Genomic DNA, 16,605 nt, shown 5'->3' on the forward strand with positions numbered 1-16,605 from the left:
GCCGGGAGGGGGTCCGGTAATCGAAATGCAGCGCCGATAATCGATCTGCAGCGGCCGCCCCGGGGTCGAGCGGTCTAACGAATGCATAGAAAAACGCGTGTTGTATTAGACCGCTCGGCCAAGAATGTCTTGCGACGGAGGCTGTCACTCCAGTGAAAAACTGAGAGTTTCCAATAACTTCGATTCAAATTTCAAGATCTCTGTCGCGAAGCGAGGAAGTAACGGGGGGAATTCGCTGGACGTAGAACGTCACCCCGTGACGCGATCGTCGTCGGGGGAGCCGAGAGGCTCTTGCGGTCTCGGGAGACCGTGGCACGGCCTCCCGACGCGACCTCACGCCGGCGGGGAAACGACCCTTGTAGACGGCCTCCTGCGAGGCTTCCGAACACCCGCCAACAGACGGTTCTCGGCCCGGCGTTTCGACGGCTCCTCGCCGTAGCCGCGGACCACCAGTTCGTCGGCCACGTCCTGAATCAGGCGGTTCGACCAGGTCACGTCGCGTTCCGTAGACGCCGACATCTGGCGCTTGTCGCGGCCGGCCTCGGCGTTCGCCTTGGCCTCGGCCTTCATGGCCTCGACGATCTTCGCCAGCCGGCGGCGCACGACCGCCAGCAGCGCGTTGTCAACGTCGTCGGCCTCCGGCTCGGACAGCGCCTCGAGCGCCGCCCTGTAGGCCCGCTGGCGCTCCGAATGGCCGGGGTCCTTCGGCGTCCTTGACCTCGGCCGGGCGGGCTTCGGCGCGGTCCGCTTCCTCGTCCTCCCCTCAGATCTCATGGTCTTGCCCCTGTCACTCCAGACACGAGCGAGGATGCGGCCGGGCCTCGCAAGCGACGACGGCCGCCGAGTGATCCCGGCGGCCGCAACGCTTTTCCGCAACTTGCGTCAGGTCGTCTTGCGTCGCCGACGACGCAGCTTGCCGAGCCGGGCCAGCGCCTCGACATGAGAGGCCGCCGCGGCGCGGCCGGGGAAGTGTGCGGCGACGACCTCGCGAACGATGTCCGCCCCCGGGCCGCCCTCGGCCAGGATTCGAGCCGAGGCGTTGGCCAGCGCCGCCATGATCTCGGAGGTGACCAGCTCCGGAGAGCCGGCCGCCTTGGAGGCCTTCCGGCGCTCCCGGGACTCCCGCGCCTTGCGGTCGTGATATGCGGCCCGCTGCTCGTCGGTCAGGGCGTGATACTCGCCGCGCTCCCGAGCGCGCTCGAGGTAGGCCGAGTAAAGCGCGGCGGGGTCGAGCGCCTTCATGTCGGTCTCGGTCATCTTGGATCCCCCAGTCACGGCCAGCCCCCGCCGGCCCGCTGAGACGAGCCTGAGGCGTTGGCGAGAACGGTGCAAGTTTTAAGCGCTTAAAACTGAAACGAGCGGCACGCCGTGAAGCGGGTTCAGGGGACGGGGCCGGCGGCGCGGGGTCGGCGGCGGACGGCGGGGGCGGATCCTGTCCGCCTCCGGCGCACGGTCTCTCCGAGTCGTTGCAGGTTCTGTCGAATCCTTGCGCCGGAGGCGCCTGTTCGGTCAGTCGGGGTCGATCGTCAGGACTGGCTCTGGTCGGGCAGGACTGTCTCGCGATGCGGGGACGCTGGCCTTACCCAAAAAAATCCCCCCACGGCTCTTCCTTCCCTTCCCCTGTCCCGGGGCCGTCGCAGGACCTCAGCCGCGGCATGGGGCGGAGCCAGGATCCATCGCGCCGGAGGCGACCGGAGACCGCGCAGCCGGAGGCTCGGTCACCGACGCGCTCCCGGCCCGCCCTCGCGGGCGCGCGTAGGCGTCGCGTGCGCCAGTTTCTTACTTAGATAGAATACCCACAGTTCAGTTCTGTTGACGGGGCCTTGAGTCTCTTAGCCGGAAGAGCCGGAATCAGGCCTCTGACCGATTACACTTTCACGGACAGCGCCCGCCCATGGAGACGCGCCAGGCCCATGCGAGGGCGGGACGGCATCGGTTGACGGCCCGGCAACCGCGCTCGGTCGGTCAACGGCCTGTGTCGGCGACCGATTACGGATCCACGGCGGCGCGCGATCGCATCGGTCCGTGAAAATGTAATCGGTCGCGCCAATCCCTAGAGGGCCAGCCTTTCCGGCGACCGATCACATTTTTACGGGTCGGCGTAATTGATCCGTTCCCGCCGGCCGCACACCATCCGATTACGTCCTCGGGGGAGGACGTAATCGGTGACCGGGGGATAGCATGCAGCGTGGCTTCGAGATGGCTCTGACGGGCGGGCGCTACCTGCCCGAGGTCCGTGCGGACGACCTCGCCGCGGCTCTCTCCGACCCGGCCGAGTTGGCCCGCCAGGACCCCGCGTCGCCGTCGCCGTCGGTGATGGTCGAGCGGATGAGGATCGAGGGCGGCGACCTGACGGCCCGCGACCACGCCGCGTTCGAAGCCATGATGGCGGTCGCCCGGGAGCGCCGCTTCGCCGACGACGAATACGTGCTGTCCGGCCGCGTCCTGCAGACCTACCTCGGCGTGAACGACTGGCGCGACATCGAGGCGACGCTCGAGCGGCTGCTCGAGGTTCGCGTCCGATTCGACGTGCGCCGCCGCGCCTACCGCGAGTGGGGCGTCCTCCCGCTGGTCCTGCCGTCTTCCCGCGAAGGCGCGGCCGGCCGGGAGGTCGTCTACTCGTTCCCGTCTCAGCTCCGCCGCCTCTTCGAGTCCGAGTTGGTGACCTACCTCGAGCTGGCGGCCCTGCCGCGCTTCAAGTCCAAGTTCACCGCCCGGCTCTACGCCCGGCTCGCCCGCCGCGCCGGGTTCTCTGCGGACAAGCGCCGCCCCTGGTCCATCGCGCCGGAACGCCTCGCCGAGGACCTCGGATGGAACTACAAGGGCTACGGCCCCTTCAAGCTGCGCGTCCTCGACAAGTCGGTCGCGGAGATCAACCAGCACGTTCGCCGCTTCGGCGTGACGCTTCGCGAGGAGACCGCCGCCCGCGGCAAGGTCACGGCCATCGTCTTCGAGACTTTCGAGCGCGAGCGCCGGGCCGACGAGCAGCAGGTCACGATCTTCGAGAACGCCCGCGCGCTCGACGCCCTCGGCGGGGCCGACCCGGCGCACGTCGGCGACCTCATCCCGGAAGACGGCTGGGTCCTGCGCGTCGCCAAGGCGCTCGACGTTCGGCCGGCCGACCTCGCGCACGGCTGGCGGGCCGCGCTCGACGAGGCCCGCCTCGGCGTCTTCCGCGAGGACCTGCCGGAGGCGACCCCGGCCGACCTCGCCGGGCAGGAGCTGCTCGACGCGATCGAGGAGGACGGCCTGGACGCGGCGTTCGAGATCTGGGCCGGCGGCGCGGCGCACACGGGCAGGCACCTCGACGGCGCCCAGGCCAACCGCGTCGCCCGGGAAGAGGCCGTCCGCGAGGCGATCGTCAGGCTCGACCGGGAATGGGAGATCGCCGAGGCCGTCACGATCCGTCTGGCTCGGAAGGGCGACGACAACGAGCATGTCGCGGCGGCAGCGCAGCGCGTCATCGCCTGGCCGTGGTCCGAAGGCCGCCCGGTCCATGTCACCGTCGTCGTGCCGGGCGAGGGCGAGGACCTGCACTACGACCTGTCGACGAAGTCCCTACCGAAGGCCGCGGTGACCGAGTTGAGGGCGCATCCCGGCGTGGCCTCGGTGGAGTTGATGTCTGTGCGGCCGGCCGCAGCGACCGCCGAGAGCGACGACTCACCGGAGGCCAAGGCGATCCACCGTCGCCGTACCCACTCTTCCGCGATGCTGGAATACGTGGCTTCGAAGCACTGCACGCCGGACATGGTCCCCGACCTCATCGATCCCGAGCAGTCCGTGTTCTCGCTCGCCCTCCGGGAGCTTCCAGAGAGAGACGCGGAGGCGCTGCGCAAGGCCTTCGTCCGCCTCCGTCGGCCGCTCAGCTACGCCATCGACGACGCCATGGCGGAGGACCCGCGCCGGATCGTCGAGGGCCGCGGCTGGGGAATGAAGGTCATCGGCCTGTCGGAGAAGGCCAAGGCCACGCTGACGAAGTGGAGCGAGGCCTACTTCGAGGGCGACCTCAAGAAGTTCTCTTCGATCTCGTGGGCGGTGGTGAAGTCGGTCCACGAGACCAAGGCTCGCCCTTGCAAGGCCTTCGGTCCGGTCCGTTTGCCGAAGCCCACGACGGTGAGCCACGCCCCGGGCGAGGAGACGGAGATGGTCCTCGACGCGTGAGAGCCCGGCGTTAACCCCGCCGGCCGACACGAGAATCCCCCGATTGACGCCCCACCGGGCCGCCGGCTACGTTGCGGCCGCCCGTCGGAGACAACCCGCCATGACCCTTATCTCGATAAGCCAGAGCCGCTGATTTTAAGCGCTTAAACGCGAGCCGTGCTGACGCGGCCGCGGGCATCGAGGGACGACATGGCATATCCCACCGAACGACCGAATCCGGCCCACAAGGGCCTTCCCGGCTTCGCCGCCCTCAAGGCGGCCATGGCCGTCGCCGACGCGCGCGCCGAGGACGACGACCGTCCCAAGGTCCCGGCCGACGCCCCCAGCCTCGACCTGTGGTCGCTCGCGGCCGCGGGCGGCCCGCCGACGATCGTGGGGCTGTGCGACCTCGGCCTGGTGACCGTCGTGGAAGTCGACTGCTGGAGCGAGGGCGCGCCCGGGCGACCCGCTTGGGCGCGTTGCACCAACGGGACCCTCGTTCGGCTCTTGCGCCCGGCGCCGTTGCCGCTGTCCCCGGAGACGCGCCCGTGACCGCCATAGCGACCATCGCTGACTGACCGCCGGGTCCCCGCGCCCGGCGTGAACCGCCGAGCCGAGGGGGACCCCATGACCGAGCCGCTTACGGAACTGCCGAAGGACCTCGCCGAGCGCGCCGCCGAGCGCCATCCGCTCGAGGCCCTGCACGACTTCTGCGTGGACGAGAACGCCTACCGCGAGGGGAACCGCGGCGTCGCGGGCGCCTCGCTCAAGCACCCGAACTCGTGGGTGGGGTCCTCCGACCTCGGCGGCGACGTGATCCCGGCGCTCAAGGGTCTCAAGAGCGCGATCTTCGAGGCCGAGCCGCCGGACCTCGCTGCGATGCCGGGCCTGCGGGCCGAGGCCGCGATCGCCGGGCTGCCCCACCGTCACCGCTGGAACCTCGCCGTCGCCTGCGCCGCCGCGGGCGAACGTCTCGCCGTCCTCGAGGTCGCGGCCGGCTGGGCCGGGATCGCGCGCGGACTGGAGCGGCTGCTGGTTGACATGTTGAAGCGCCCGCTCGAGGGGGCGGCGCTTAGCGAGCGCGAGCGGGTCGAGATCCGCCTCTTCAACGCCTCCTCCCGGGCGATCGCATGGGGGAGCCTAGTCGATCCCGTCATCGGTCGCGAGGTCCCCCAGGACCTCACCGATCGGCGAGCCGAGGTCGAGCGTCGGGCCACGAGCTTCGCGGTCAACGTCTTTCACGGCCTCGGGCAGCAGCAGTGGGCCGATGGCTACGCGGAGGGCGTCAACGACGTTGCGCGGAAGGAGGCCCGCGAGGCGAAGGCCGAGGCCGCTTCGAAGCCGGAGCCCGTCCTCGGCGAGGGTCTCATGTCCGAACTCGAGGCCCTTCAGGACCCCTCCGCCGTCGACAAGATCCGCAAGCGGATGGCCGAGAGGTCGGTCGTGGTGGTCGCCGAGACCGCCGTGTCGGAGCTGGTCAAGAAGGACCTTCCGACCTCCATCAAGCAGGTCCTCGGGGCGCATCTCGCGCCGCGCCGGGGCCACGCCCTCGACCACGTCCGCGCCTCCCTGCTCGAGGAGTTCCCGCACGCCGTTGAGGTCGTCGACGCCCTGCTGGACGGCCTCGCGGAGGATCGGGTCATCCGCATCCGGCCGGCCGTCATCGTGGGCGACCCCGGAGGCGGCAAGTCGCGTCTGGCGCGCCGGGTGGCCGAGCGTCTGCACCTGCCCGTCGCCACCCTCGACGCGGGGACGTGCAACGACCAGGCGGTCACCGGGTCCCCGCGGCGCTGGTATAGCGCCTATCCCTCGCTGCCCCTCGCGACGATCGCGGCGCACCGCGTTCCGAACCCGGCGCTCGTCGTCGACGAGATCGAGAAAGCAGGCAGGTCCTCGGCCGGGTCCCTGCACGACAGCCTGCTGAGCCTGCTCGAGCCGCTGACGGCGCGGGCGTGGAGGGACCAGTATCTCGACGCGGAAGTCGACCTCTCCGGCGTGAGCTGGATCTGCACCGCCAACACCCTCGACGGCATCCCGGCTCCGCTGAGGAACCGCTTGAGGATCCTGCGGCTGCCCCGGCCGGCCGCCGAGCATCTCCCGGTGCTGACCGCGTCGGTCCTCAGGGACATCGCGCACGAGCGCGGCGAGGACGAGCGCTTCCTTCCGCCCCTCGATGGCGAAGAGCTTTCGGCCCTCGCCGCGGCGTGGGGCGACAGCGGCAGCGTGCGGACCTTGCGCCGCTTCGTCGAAGCGCTGCTTGCGGCCCGCCGCGCGACGACGAACCCGAACTGATGGAGGCGACCGTGATGACAACCGACGACAGGAAGGTGGCGCGCTCGCTGGCGCTTTCCCACGACTGGCACCAGCGGATGGTGGCCGACTTCCCTGAGCTTTTCGCCCCGGGTTTCGGGTTTGAATGCCTCGGGGGATGGCGGTTCCTGCTCCGCGAAATGTGCAAGCGGATCATGCTGTTGGCTCCCGAGGACCGGGAGTGGACGATGTTCAGCCAGGTCAAAGAGAAATTTGGGACCTTGAGGGCCTACCACGCGGGCGGACCGCGCGTGGACGAGATCGTCGACTGGGCCGAAGAAGCCTCGGAGCGGACGTGCGACGTGTGCGGCCGGCCGGGGAGCCTGCGCAACTCCGGCGGCTGGTATGCGACCCGCTGCGACGATCATGACGGCTGGACGGGCTGATGGCGCGGCTCTGGGTCCTCTCCGATCTGCACCTCGAGCATTACTCCCTCGAGCCGCACGACATCCCCGAGATTCCGGCCGCCGACGTGTGCGTCGTCGCCGGGGACGTGGCCAGCCGGCCGCGCTCGGCAGTTCGCTGGCTGTCCCGTCACATCGGCAGGCACATGCCCGTCGTCTACGTCATGGGGAACCACGAGCTGTGGGGTGATCGCACCGACTGGGCGCTGCTCGGCGGTCTCCGCGCCGCCCGAGGCCGCCCTGTCCACCTGCTCGAGGACGAGGTCCGCGTCGTCGCCGGGGTCCGAATCCTCGGCTGCACCCTGTGGACCGACTACTCGCTCTACGCACCCGCAGCCGGGCGCGAGCGAGACGAGAGCGTGGCGTGGGCCATGCGCTGGGCCGACGGGACCAGCGCCGACGCCCGGCACGGCCTGAAGGCCGAAGTCCTGCGGCGGCGGCACCAGCGCTCGAGGACCTTCCTAGAGGGCGAGCTGGCTGTTCCCTTCGACGGCCCGACGGTCGTCGTCACCCATCACGCGCCGCACCCGCGGAGCGTCTCGGCGCCTTTCGCTGGCGCGGTGTCGTCGGAGACCTACGCCTCCGACCTGACGGACCTCATCGAGGCCGGTAGGCCGGACCTCTGGATCCACGGCCACATGCACGCGAGCGTCGACTACGTCGTCGGAGACACTCGGATCATTGCCAACCCCCGGGGCTTCGGCAGGGAGAATGCGGAGTTCGATCCGGCGCTCGTGGTCGAGGTCGGATGATGTCGGGCATCGAGCGCGACATGCTGCACGTCATCGACGATCTCAGGGAGCTCAACTGGGAGTCGTCGTTCGCGCTTCCGAAGGGGCACGCGCTCAAGAGGTCGCCGCACTACTGGCCCTGGCACGAGGACCTCCACCACGTGGACGGCTGGGCCGCTGACCTGAGGTCAGCAGGGGATCCCGCGCTCGAGGACCTCGCTCGCCGCTACGACCACGTCGCGGCAGAGCTTCGGGCCGCCCCACGCGTCCCGCCAGTCGACGAGGTCGTGGCTCGATACGCCGCGGGCGAGGTCGGCGACCGCACCGCTCGCTATGCGCTCGGGATGGAGCTGGGCGAGTTCTTCGACGCGGTCACGGCCCGTGGGCTGCCGCCGTGGTCGGGCAGCCAGGCGGACGACGAATGAGGCCGCTGCCGCCGACGTTCATTGCGCTGGGCGACGCGGTCGCGCGCGTCATCGCCAGAATCCCGCCCGGCGGCCTCGCGCCGGCGAGGTCTTGGACCAATGCTCCCCTCGGCGGGGGAGACGATGATGACCAGCAGGCGGCCGTAGACGGCGGAGGAGATCGAGGCGCTGATCAGGCGCTGGGGCGACGGCGCGAGCGCCGTCGAGATCGGCTTGGAGATGGACCGCACGGAGAGCAGCGTGGCGAGAGCCGCCACGGCCCGGGGACTGCCCCAGAGGACTCGCGGGAGATCGTCGGCGAGTGAATCCTTGGCGTCCGGGCGCCGGAGGCCGTGCCTGATGTGCGGCAGGGGCATGTGGTCGGCCGGCCCCGGGCAGCGGGTGTGCGTCCCCTGCAAAGAATCGGACGAGTGGCGGGCCGCCTAGTCCTCCGACAGGTCGTCGGGCCGCGTCTTCAGTAACGCCTTCAGCCCTTCCGACAGCGGCTTTCGCTCCGCCGCGGCGCGCGCGTTCTCTTCCTCGGCGCGGCGGGCCTCTTCGGCCTCCTGCTGCTCGCGATGGCGGTCTTGCTCCTCTTGCCAGCCGACAGGCATGTCGATGGTCACATCACCCGGCAACTCGACGACGGGGATGGGCTTGGACTCCGCCATGACCTTCGCGGTCCCTTTCTGGATCAGGCCGTCGCGGAGCATCCGGCGCCTAATGCCCGCCTGAACGATCGCATCCTTTTCGGCTTGGGCAGCGCGCAGCGCCTCGTATTCCTCGAACACCCGGTCGGCCCACGCCTCTAGCGTGAGATACTTCAATCGAGCCTTCGCGGACTTGTTGTAGTGCCGCCTCGTCACCTCGGACTCGACATGCGCCTCGTCGGCCTTGTCGCCCGGGACCTTGTGATCGAGGACCGCTGTGGCTCCGCCCGCGGGAAGCGCGAGGTCGGCAAGCTCGGTCGTGAGCGCCGAACGCAGCTTGTGCGGGCTGACGGGGGGCATGCCCTCGAGCAGGTCGATCCCCGACGGGGGGAGCTTGATCCCACCGCGGACGAGAGCCCGCTTGCCCCGCAAGCGATCAATGAGGATGTTGAGCGCGCTGTCGCCGAGGGGACGGTCGGTGTGGCTGTCCCGCCCGCGGTCCTTGCTGGTGGTCGATGGGAACACGTAGCGCGAACCCTTCCGCCTGTCGGGCGCGGCAAGCGCTCGGCCGATCGTCTTGTCGTAGACGCGCTGGCTGATGCTCAACGTGTGCCAGCGCCCGGACTTGGTCAGTAGCGGGTCGAACTCCACGTTCCACCACGTCGTCAGGCTCTCAGGCTCCGGCGGGTAGACATGCTCCCGCTCCACACCAGCCGACGCATGGCTCCACTGAACGCCGAGGACCAGCCACCACAGCGCGGCCAGCACGACCTCATCGGTCGGGTGCGACTGCTCGCGGCCCGGGACAACCCTGTGTTTCTCGGCAACGAACAGCAGCCGGGCCGCGTCGCGGGCGCCGAGAGGTCGCGGACCCTTTGAGCGGGTCACCGACGCACGCTGCGCTTTGGTGGGAGCGTCGAGATGCTCGACCGCAAGCCACCACGGCGCGACCCCATGCAGGCCTGATGCCGCGGCATGCTTCCTCATGGCCCACGTGAGAGCCCCGCGCACGTAGACCACGATCTTTCGCTGCGGCCCGGTCGCTCCCGTCGCCCAAGCCTCGTCTCGAGCGCGCTCGAGGTCGGCGACGGTCAGGTCACGCACGAGGCGGCCGCGCAGATGAGCAGTCGACGGATACGTCATGTAGCGGCGCACGTCGGACTCGGACTTCTTCTTGGGTGGCCGGACCTCGCCCGACTTCGTCACGCGCTCGCGGGTCTTGAGGGCGACGTAGCGCTCGACGAGGTCTTCGTATGTCCACGAGCCGGCGGCGACATGCTCGACGGTCGCCGCGGTGCGGTCGGCGGTCGCCGCGTCCTGACCGAGCCGACGCGCCGAGATCCAGGCGTCGCTCACGTCCAGCCCGGCGACGAACCGCTCGCGGACCTCGCGGGCCATGAGCCGCGCTTCCGAGACATTGCGCAGGCCCGGCGTGCGCTGCTCGGGAGGGAGCTTCGACTGGTCGGCGAGGACGGGGCCGAGGGTGCGAGTGAGCGACTTGCCCTTGTTGGAGCAGCGCAGAATGTAGACGGCGTTCCGGCCCTCGACACGGACCTGCAGTCCGGTGCGTCCGGTGTCGGTCCGAATCCACACGCCCGTCTCGTAGCCCGAGGCCGCGAGGGCCAAGGCTTCCTTCACCAAGGCGGGGGAGAGCGTGACCACGGCGCTTTCGGTCATTTCGGCCTCGTTAGAGATCGGGGTCTCTAACAAGCCTCTAACAAGGCCACTCTGTGGGGTCGAGGGGTTTCCGGGGTCGAGGAGCGCACGGCTCGGCCCTGCGGGATCTTTAGCCGCTAGGCCAAAATCCCTCATTTATGAACGATTTTTAGTGGTGTTGATTAGGAAGGAAGTGGCTGGGGGACCTGGATTCGAACCAGGACTAGCGGAGTCAGAGTCCGCGGTTCTACCGTTAAACTATCCCCCAGCAGGGGCGCGGTCGGCGATAGTCGCCGGCGAAGGCCGCCGAAGCGTTCTTCGCGTCGCGGCGCATCGTCTAGCGGGTTCGCGGGCGATGGGCAAGGGCGACGGCGCAGGGCAGGCGTCGCAAATTCACAGTTGCGTGGACAAACGCAAACGCCGCCCGGAGGGGTCCAGGCGGCGTCGCGGTCTTTCGGGGCGTTCCGGCGGCCCTTAGTGGCCGGCGGGCGCCGTCACGGCGGGCGGATGGATCACCATCTCGGTGAAGGGCCACATATAGGCCTGCGCCATCACCAGAAGCCCCATGAGGCTCGCCAGCGCGATCGAGTGGAAGAACACGTAGCGCAGGATGTCGCCCTCGTGCCCGTACCAGCGCGTCGCCGTGGAGGCGACGACGATCGACTGGGCGTCGATCATCTTGCCCATCACGCCGCCCGAGGAGTTCGCGGCCGCCATCAGCGTCGAGGAGACGCCGAGCTGCTCGGCCGAGATCTTCTGGAGCGAGCCGAACAGCACGTTGGACGAGGTGTCGGAGCCCGTCAGCGCCACGCCCAGCCAGCCGAGCATCGCGCCGAAGAACGGGTAGAGCCAGCCGGTCTTGGCGAAGGCCAGGCCCAGAGTGGCGTCGACGCCCGAGTAGCGGGTGACGAAGCCGAGCGCGAGCATCGCCGCGATGGTGATGAGCGAGTAGCGCACCAGCACCAGCGTCTTCCAGTAGACCTTCAGCATCTGGAGCGGCGAGAAGCCCATCACGAAGCCCGCGATGATCGCCGACAGCAGGATGCCGGAGCCGGTGGCCGACAGCCAGTTGAGCTTGTAGATCGCGCCCTCGGCCGAGGCCTTGGCGACGACCGGCGGCACGCGCTCGATCAGCTTGTGGACATGGGCGACCTCGAACTGCACCAGCGAGATGCTGTCGAGCAGAGCCTTCACGCTCTGGATGCCCCAGAGGAACACGACCACCGAGAGGATCAGCCACGGGATCCAGGCGCGGATCACGAGCGCGCGGTCGTGGGTCTTGCCCACATGGCCGCCGCCGGCGCCCGCGCCCGAGGTCGGAGCCGAGCCGTCGGCCGAGACCCAGACCTCGCGCGGCTTCCAGGACTTCAGGAAGAAGGTCAGCGCGCCGATCGAGACCACCGCGGCCACGACGTCGACGAGCCAGGGGCCGTGATAGTTCGAGACCAGGAACTGCGGCACCGCGAAGCTGACGCCCGCGACGAGGATCGCCGGCCACACCTGCCACATGCCGCGGAAGCCCGCGAAGGCGGCCACAAGCCAGAACGGCACGATGACCGAGAAGAACGGCAGCTGGCGGCCGATCATCGCCGAGAGATCCTCGAGCGGAAGTCCGGTCACCGACTGCAGCGCGATCACCGGCGTGCCGAGCGCGCCGAAGGCGACCGGGGCCGTGTTGGCGATGAGCGACAGGCCGGAAGCCGCGAGCGGCGAGAAGCCGAGGCCGATGAGGATTGCGCCCGTCACCGCCACCGGCGTGCCGAAGCCCGCCGCGCCCTCGAAGAAGGCGCCGAAGCAGAAGGCGATCAGCAGCAGCTGCAGGCGGCGGTCGTCGGTGATGCCGGCGATCGAGTCCTGCAGGACGACGAAAAGGCCTTTCTCCTGCGTCAGCTGGTAGAGAAAGATGATGTTGAGGATGATCCAGCCGATCGGCAGCAGGCCGAAGGCGGCGCCGTAGAGCGCGGTCATGCCCGCTTTGTCGACCGGCATGCCGTGGGCGAAGATCGCGATGGCGAGCGCCGCGATCAGGCCGGCGATGGCGGCCGTGTGCGCTTTCATGTGCAGGACGCCGATGCCGCCGAGCAGCACGACGATGGGAATGGCGGCGACGAGCGTCGATATCACCGCATTCCCGAATGGGTCGTAGACCTGTTGCCAGACCATGGGCTTGTGTCTCCTGCGCGCTTCGGATGGGCGCGCTTTTTTCAACGCCGGCAGCGCGGCGTCTCCCCGCGCGCGCTGTCGAAGGCCCGATGGTATCCCAAGCGCCCCGCACGATCACGCCTCCGTGTAGGTTTTCGGTGGAAATCTCAGGGCGTTCCGGGCGCGCGGCCTCAAAGCCTCCGCCATCGCGTGCTTGCGGCAGGGACGGCCGCTGCTACAGTCATGGGGAAGACAGCACATGGACCGCCCCGAATCTGCGCCCTTAGCGCGCGCGTTCCGAGCGGCGGTCGAAGGAACGGTCGCACGTGACTGAAACCACCGCGTCGCTTCGCGACGCAGGCCCAGCGGCCGCGCCGCCCCCGCCGGGGCGATCCGCGGCGGGGGCCGAGCCGGATCAGAGGGCTCCTGCGCGCACCTACGCCGCGCTCGACCTCGGCACCAACAATTGCCGCCTGCTGGTCGCGCGGCCCGATCGCGAGCGCGGGTTTCGCGTGGTCGATTCGTTCTCGCGCATCGTGCGGCTCGGCGAGGGGCTCGCGCATTCGGGACGCCTGTCCGACGACGCCATCGGCCGCGCGGTGTCGGCGCTCGCCATCTGCCGCGACAAGATGGCGGCGCGCAGCGTCTCGCGCGCCCGGCTGATCGCCACGGAGGCGTGCCGGCAGGCCGACAACGGCGAAGCCTTCCTCGAGCGCGTGCGCGAGGAGACAGGGCTCGAGCTCGAGATCATCGACCGCGCGACCGAGGCGCGGCTCGCGGCGGCCGGCTGCGCCTCGCTCGCCGATCCGTCGGCCGGCGGCGTCATCCTGTTCGACATCGGCGGCGGATCTTCGGAAGTGGTCTGGCTCGAGCGCAAGCGCGGCGGCGGGTCGGGCGCGCTCTCGATGCGCTCCTGGGCCTCGCTCCCGGTCGGCGTCGTGACGCTGGCCGAACGGCACGGCGGCGTGAAGGTCACCACGCAAGTCTTCGAGAACATGGTGGCGGAGGTCGAGCGGATGCTCGACGCCTTCCCGGAGCGCGAGACGCTCGCGGCCTCGCTCAGCGACATCCATTTCCTCGGCACGTCGGGCACGGTGACGACGATCGCCGGCGTCCATCTCGGCCTGCCGCGCTACGAGCGGCGTCTCGTCGACGGCCAGTGGATGGCCACCGCCGACGTCACCCGCGTCGTCGAGAGCCTCCGCGAGATGTCCTACGACCAGCGCTGCCAGAACCCCTGCATCGGGCCGGACCGCGCCGATCTCGTGCTCGCCGGCTGCGCCATCCTCGAGGCGATCCGGCGCGCCTTTCCGGTCGCGCGGCTGCGGGTCGCCGATCGCGGCCTGCGCGAGGGAATTTTGGTCGAGCTGATGCGCGCCGACGGCGTCTGGCGCCGCCGCGGGCCGCGCAGGCGCGGGCGGCGCGGGTGAGCGGGCAGGGCGGAAAAGGCGGCGGCAAGGGCGCCGGAACGGGAAGCGCGCGGCCGGGCGCGGGCGGCGGAGCGTCGCGCGGACTGGAGGTGCGGGTGCGCACCGCCAAGAAGCGCAGCCACGCCTCGACCCAGTGGCTCAACCGCCAGCTCAACGATCCCTACGTGCAGGCGGCCAAGCGCGACGGGTTCCGCTCGCGCGCGGCCTACAAGCTGCTGGAGATCGACGGCAAGAAGCGGCTGTTGAAGCCCAACCAGCGGGTCGTCGACCTTGGCGCGGCCCCCGGCGGCTGGAGCCAGATCGCCGCAGACCGCGTCGGTTCGACGGAAGGGCGCGGCAAGGTGATCGCGATCGACCTTCTCGAGATCGAGCCGATCCCCGGCGTCGACTTCATGCAGCTCGACTTTCTCGACGACAATGCGCCGGACATCCTGAAGGAGAAGCTTGGCGGGCAGGCCGACCTCGTGCTGTCGGACATGGCCGCCAACACCACCGGCCATCGCAAGACCGACCATCTGCGCATCATCGGCCTCGTCGAGGCCGCGGCGCTGTTTGCGAGCGAAGTGCTGGCGCCGGGCGGAGCGTTCCTGGCCAAGGTGTTCCAGGGCGGCACCGAGGGCGAGCTGCTCGCCGCGCTCAAGCGCGACTTCGCCAAGGTCGAGCATGTGAAGCCGCCCGCGAGCCGCGCGGACTCCGCCGAGCTTTATGTGCTGGCGACGGGATTTCGGGGCTCCGGGTCTGAGAGCTGAGGCGGACTGCGTGCTTCGAGACGCTTGGCTGGACGCCAAGCTCCTCAGCATGAGGGCTGTTAGAACATGCACGACGCTCCTCATGCCAAAGCGCCCGCAAAGCGGGCGTCTCGAAGCGCGCAGTTTCGTCCCGCGTTGGACGCGCTAGAATGCCCTCGTCACCGGAACGTTCAGCCATGGGCGCGGCCTACCAGTTCGACGACCTGATGATCTCCGAGGAGGAGAACTACGCGCTCGGCATCGAGCGCGTCACGGGCAAGCGCTACATCTCAGTCGACGTGATCGACGGCGACTCGATCTGCCCCTCGCATTACGAGATTTCGGACGCGGAGTTCACGCGCCTGCTGGACGATCCTGCGTCCGGCCAGGCGCTCGCCCGCCGCTGCAAGGCGGGCGAGGAGGAGGCGCGGCTCATCCGCGAGGGCTAGGCCTCACTTGATCGCCGCGCAGGCGACGCGGTCGCCGGCGCCGCCGATCGGCTGCGATTTGTGGTCGTCGGCCTTGGCGTGGATGATCAGCGCGCTGCCGTTGGCGTCCTTCAACCCGTCGAGCTTGATGAGGCCGGTGAAGAGCTCGACCTTGGCCGAGCCGTCGGCGCCGACGACGAGGTTCGGCAGGTCGCCGGGCTCCGGGCCGTTCGGGTTAAGCAGGCCGTGCTTGCCTTCGGCGTGGCCGGCGTGGCTGCCGGATTTCTTGTACTGGCCGACGTCGGAGCAGTCGGCGGTCTCGTGGAAGTGGAGGCCGTGCTTGCCGGGCTCCATCGAGCTGGGCTGGAGCTCGAGCTCCATCAGCACGCCGGACGGCGCTTCGGTGAGCGAGAGGCTGCCGATCGCCTTGCCGTCCTTGCCCATGATCTCGTAGGCATCTGCGGCGAGCGCGGCCGCCGGGCTCAGGGCGGCGACGAGGAGCGCGGCGGCGATGGTGCGTGTCATGTCGATCTTCCCGTGTCGTGAAGCGGCCGGACGCGACGCGCCCGCCATGGGGAAGGCATCGGAGCGCGCCGAGGTTCCGCGGCCTGTTCGTCTCGCGCTTCGCGATGGCGTGAGGCGGGCATGAGCGACGAGCCGCCGCCTCCGCCCGGGCCCCTGAAGGAGGCGACGCTTCGAGCGGTCTTCGAGGGCGAAGGGATCGGCCTCCACACGGGCCGCGTCTCGAAGGTGCGCGTGCTGCCGGCGCCGGAGGGCCATGGCCGCGTCTTCCGCCGCGTCCTGAATGGCGTGGCTCATGACGTGCCGGCGGTCTGGACCAACCGGCGCTCGCGGCCGCTCTGCACCGCGCTCCAGCTTGGCGACGGACCGCTGGTTCGCACCGTCGAGCACCTGCTCGCCGCGCTGTCGGCCCATCAGATCGACAATGCGCTGATCGAGATCGAGGGCGAGGAGCTGCCGATCTTCGACGGCAGCGCCGAGCCGTGGTGCGCGCGCATCCGGGACGCAGGCCGCGTCGAGCAGGCGCGGGATCGCCGCTATCTGCGGGTCGTCAAGCGCGTGCGCCACCAGGCTGCGGACAAGAAGCAGACCGCAGAACCCGCGCCCGCCTTCGAGCTGCGCTCGGGCATCACCCTGTCGAACTTCGGGCAGATGCGGTGGGAAGGGCGGATCGACGCCGAGACCTTCGACCGGGAGCTCGCGGTCTCGCGCTCGTTCGGGCGCATGCGCTGGGCGATCGTCGGCAGGATCGCCGGGCTGTTCCGCCGCGAGCCGATGCTGCGCGGGGCGAGCCAGAACACCATCGCGGCGCTGGTCGGCAAGAGCGCGATCGGCGGCCTGCGCTTTCCCGACGAGCCGGTGCGCCACCGCGCGCTCGACGTGGTTGGCGACCTCGCCCTCGCGGGGCTCCCGATCGTGGGGCGGATCATCGCCATCCGTCCGGGCCACGATGCGAATTTCGGGCTGCTGAAGACCCTCATGACGACGCCGAACGCCTGGGAGGTCGTGACCTACAGGGCCGACGGGACCCGGAAGAAGGCGAAGGACTGAGGCGTCTCGA

The 16,605-nt window shown here is 69.8% G+C and carries 15 protein-coding genes and 1 tRNA gene; 10 read left to right on the top strand and 6 right to left on the bottom strand.

Annotated features, from left to right (window positions below):
* Positions 1–333 precede the first annotated feature (333 nt).
* Complete coding sequence (locus tag ACFOWB_RS13530; protein ID WP_378147799.1) at positions 334–774, bottom strand: hypothetical protein; 441 nt, start codon at positions 772–774, stop codon at positions 334–336.
* Between the two features lie 108 nt (positions 775–882).
* Complete coding sequence (locus tag ACFOWB_RS13535; RefSeq protein ID WP_378147801.1) at positions 883–1,257, bottom strand: hypothetical protein; 375 nt, start codon at positions 1,255–1,257, stop codon at positions 883–885.
* A 924-nt stretch (positions 1,258–2,181) separates the two neighbouring features.
* Between ACFOWB_RS13535 and ACFOWB_RS13540 the strand changes: the two genes are divergently transcribed.
* The 6 genes from ACFOWB_RS13540 (at position 2,182) to ACFOWB_RS13565 (ending at position 8,010) form a co-directional block, all read left to right on the top strand.
* Positions 2,182–4,161 (top strand): hypothetical protein, encoded by a 1,980-nt coding sequence (locus ACFOWB_RS13540; protein ID WP_378147803.1) that lies wholly within the window; start codon positions 2,182–2,184, stop codon positions 4,159–4,161.
* A gap of 189 nt (positions 4,162–4,350) precedes the next feature.
* Positions 4,351–4,692: a hypothetical protein gene (locus ACFOWB_RS13545; protein WP_261402742.1), complete on the top strand. Its 342-nt coding sequence runs from the start codon at positions 4,351–4,353 to the stop codon at positions 4,690–4,692.
* A gap of 75 nt (positions 4,693–4,767) precedes the next feature.
* Positions 4,768–6,432: an AAA family ATPase gene (locus tag ACFOWB_RS13550; protein ID WP_378147806.1), complete on the top strand. Its 1,665-nt coding sequence runs from the start codon at positions 4,768–4,770 to the stop codon at positions 6,430–6,432.
* A gap of 14 nt (positions 6,433–6,446) precedes the next feature.
* Positions 6,447–6,836, top strand: coding sequence for a hypothetical protein (locus ACFOWB_RS13555; RefSeq protein ID WP_378147808.1), 390 nt, complete (start codon positions 6,447–6,449; stop codon positions 6,834–6,836).
* Complete coding sequence (locus tag ACFOWB_RS13560; RefSeq protein ID WP_261402746.1) at positions 6,836–7,606, top strand: metallophosphoesterase; 771 nt, start codon at positions 6,836–6,838, stop codon at positions 7,604–7,606. The genes ACFOWB_RS13555 and ACFOWB_RS13560 overlap by 1 nt, the downstream gene beginning before the upstream one ends.
* The gene (locus ACFOWB_RS13565) at positions 7,606–8,010 is read left to right on the top strand and encodes a hypothetical protein (protein WP_261402747.1); all 405 of its coding nucleotides are present in this window, start codon (positions 7,606–7,608) and stop codon (positions 8,008–8,010) included. Before ACFOWB_RS13560 ends, ACFOWB_RS13565 begins: the two co-directional genes overlap by 1 nt.
* 422 nt (positions 8,011–8,432) lie before the next feature.
* Here the strand turns inward: ACFOWB_RS13565 and ACFOWB_RS13570 are convergent, their stop codons facing one another.
* The 3 genes from ACFOWB_RS13570 to ACFOWB_RS13580 form a co-directional block, all read right to left on the bottom strand.
* Positions 8,433–10,316: a hypothetical protein gene (locus tag ACFOWB_RS13570; RefSeq protein WP_261402748.1), complete on the bottom strand. Its 1,884-nt coding sequence runs from the start codon at positions 10,314–10,316 to the stop codon at positions 8,433–8,435.
* Between the two features lie 173 nt (positions 10,317–10,489).
* A tRNA-Gln gene (locus tag ACFOWB_RS13575) sits at positions 10,490–10,563 on the bottom strand.
* Positions 10,564–10,769: 206 nt separating this feature from the next.
* Positions 10,770–12,458 (bottom strand): L-lactate permease, encoded by a 1,689-nt coding sequence (locus ACFOWB_RS13580; protein ID WP_378147815.1) that lies wholly within the window; start codon positions 12,456–12,458, stop codon positions 10,770–10,772.
* 305 nt (positions 12,459–12,763) lie between these two features.
* Here ACFOWB_RS13580 and ACFOWB_RS13585 point away from each other — a divergent pair, with 305 nt between their 5' ends.
* The 3 genes from ACFOWB_RS13585 to ACFOWB_RS13595 all read left to right on the top strand — a co-directional run bounded on the left by ACFOWB_RS13585 (position 12,764) and on the right by ACFOWB_RS13595 (position 15,044).
* Positions 12,764–13,867: a Ppx/GppA phosphatase family protein gene (locus ACFOWB_RS13585; RefSeq protein ID WP_261402749.1), complete on the top strand. Its 1,104-nt coding sequence runs from the start codon at positions 12,764–12,766 to the stop codon at positions 13,865–13,867.
* Positions 13,864–14,616: an RlmE family RNA methyltransferase gene (locus ACFOWB_RS13590; protein ID WP_378147818.1), complete on the top strand. Its 753-nt coding sequence runs from the start codon at positions 13,864–13,866 to the stop codon at positions 14,614–14,616. The genes ACFOWB_RS13585 and ACFOWB_RS13590 overlap by 4 nt, the downstream gene beginning before the upstream one ends.
* Positions 14,617–14,792: 176 nt before the next feature.
* Positions 14,793–15,044, top strand: a complete 252-nt coding sequence (locus ACFOWB_RS13595) for a hypothetical protein (RefSeq protein ID WP_261402750.1) — start codon at positions 14,793–14,795, stop codon at positions 15,042–15,044.
* Between the two features lie 3 nt (positions 15,045–15,047).
* Here ACFOWB_RS13595 and ACFOWB_RS13600 read toward each other — a convergent pair whose 3' ends face one another.
* A complete protein-coding gene (locus tag ACFOWB_RS13600) occupies positions 15,048–15,548 on the bottom strand; it encodes a superoxide dismutase family protein (RefSeq protein WP_261402751.1) in 501 nt (166 codons plus the stop codon).
* Positions 15,549–15,668: 120 nt separating this feature from the next.
* Here ACFOWB_RS13600 and ACFOWB_RS13605 point away from each other — a divergent pair, with 120 nt between their 5' ends.
* The gene (locus ACFOWB_RS13605; protein ID WP_378147820.1) at positions 15,669–16,595 is read left to right on the top strand and encodes a UDP-3-O-acyl-N-acetylglucosamine deacetylase; all 927 of its coding nucleotides are present in this window, start codon (positions 15,669–15,671) and stop codon (positions 16,593–16,595) included.
* Positions 16,596–16,605: the final 10 nt, after the last annotated feature.

The organism is Chenggangzhangella methanolivorans, from assembly GCF_042648545.1.
Classification (GTDB): Bacteria; Pseudomonadota; Alphaproteobacteria; order Rhizobiales; family Methylopilaceae; genus Methylopila; species Methylopila methanolivorans.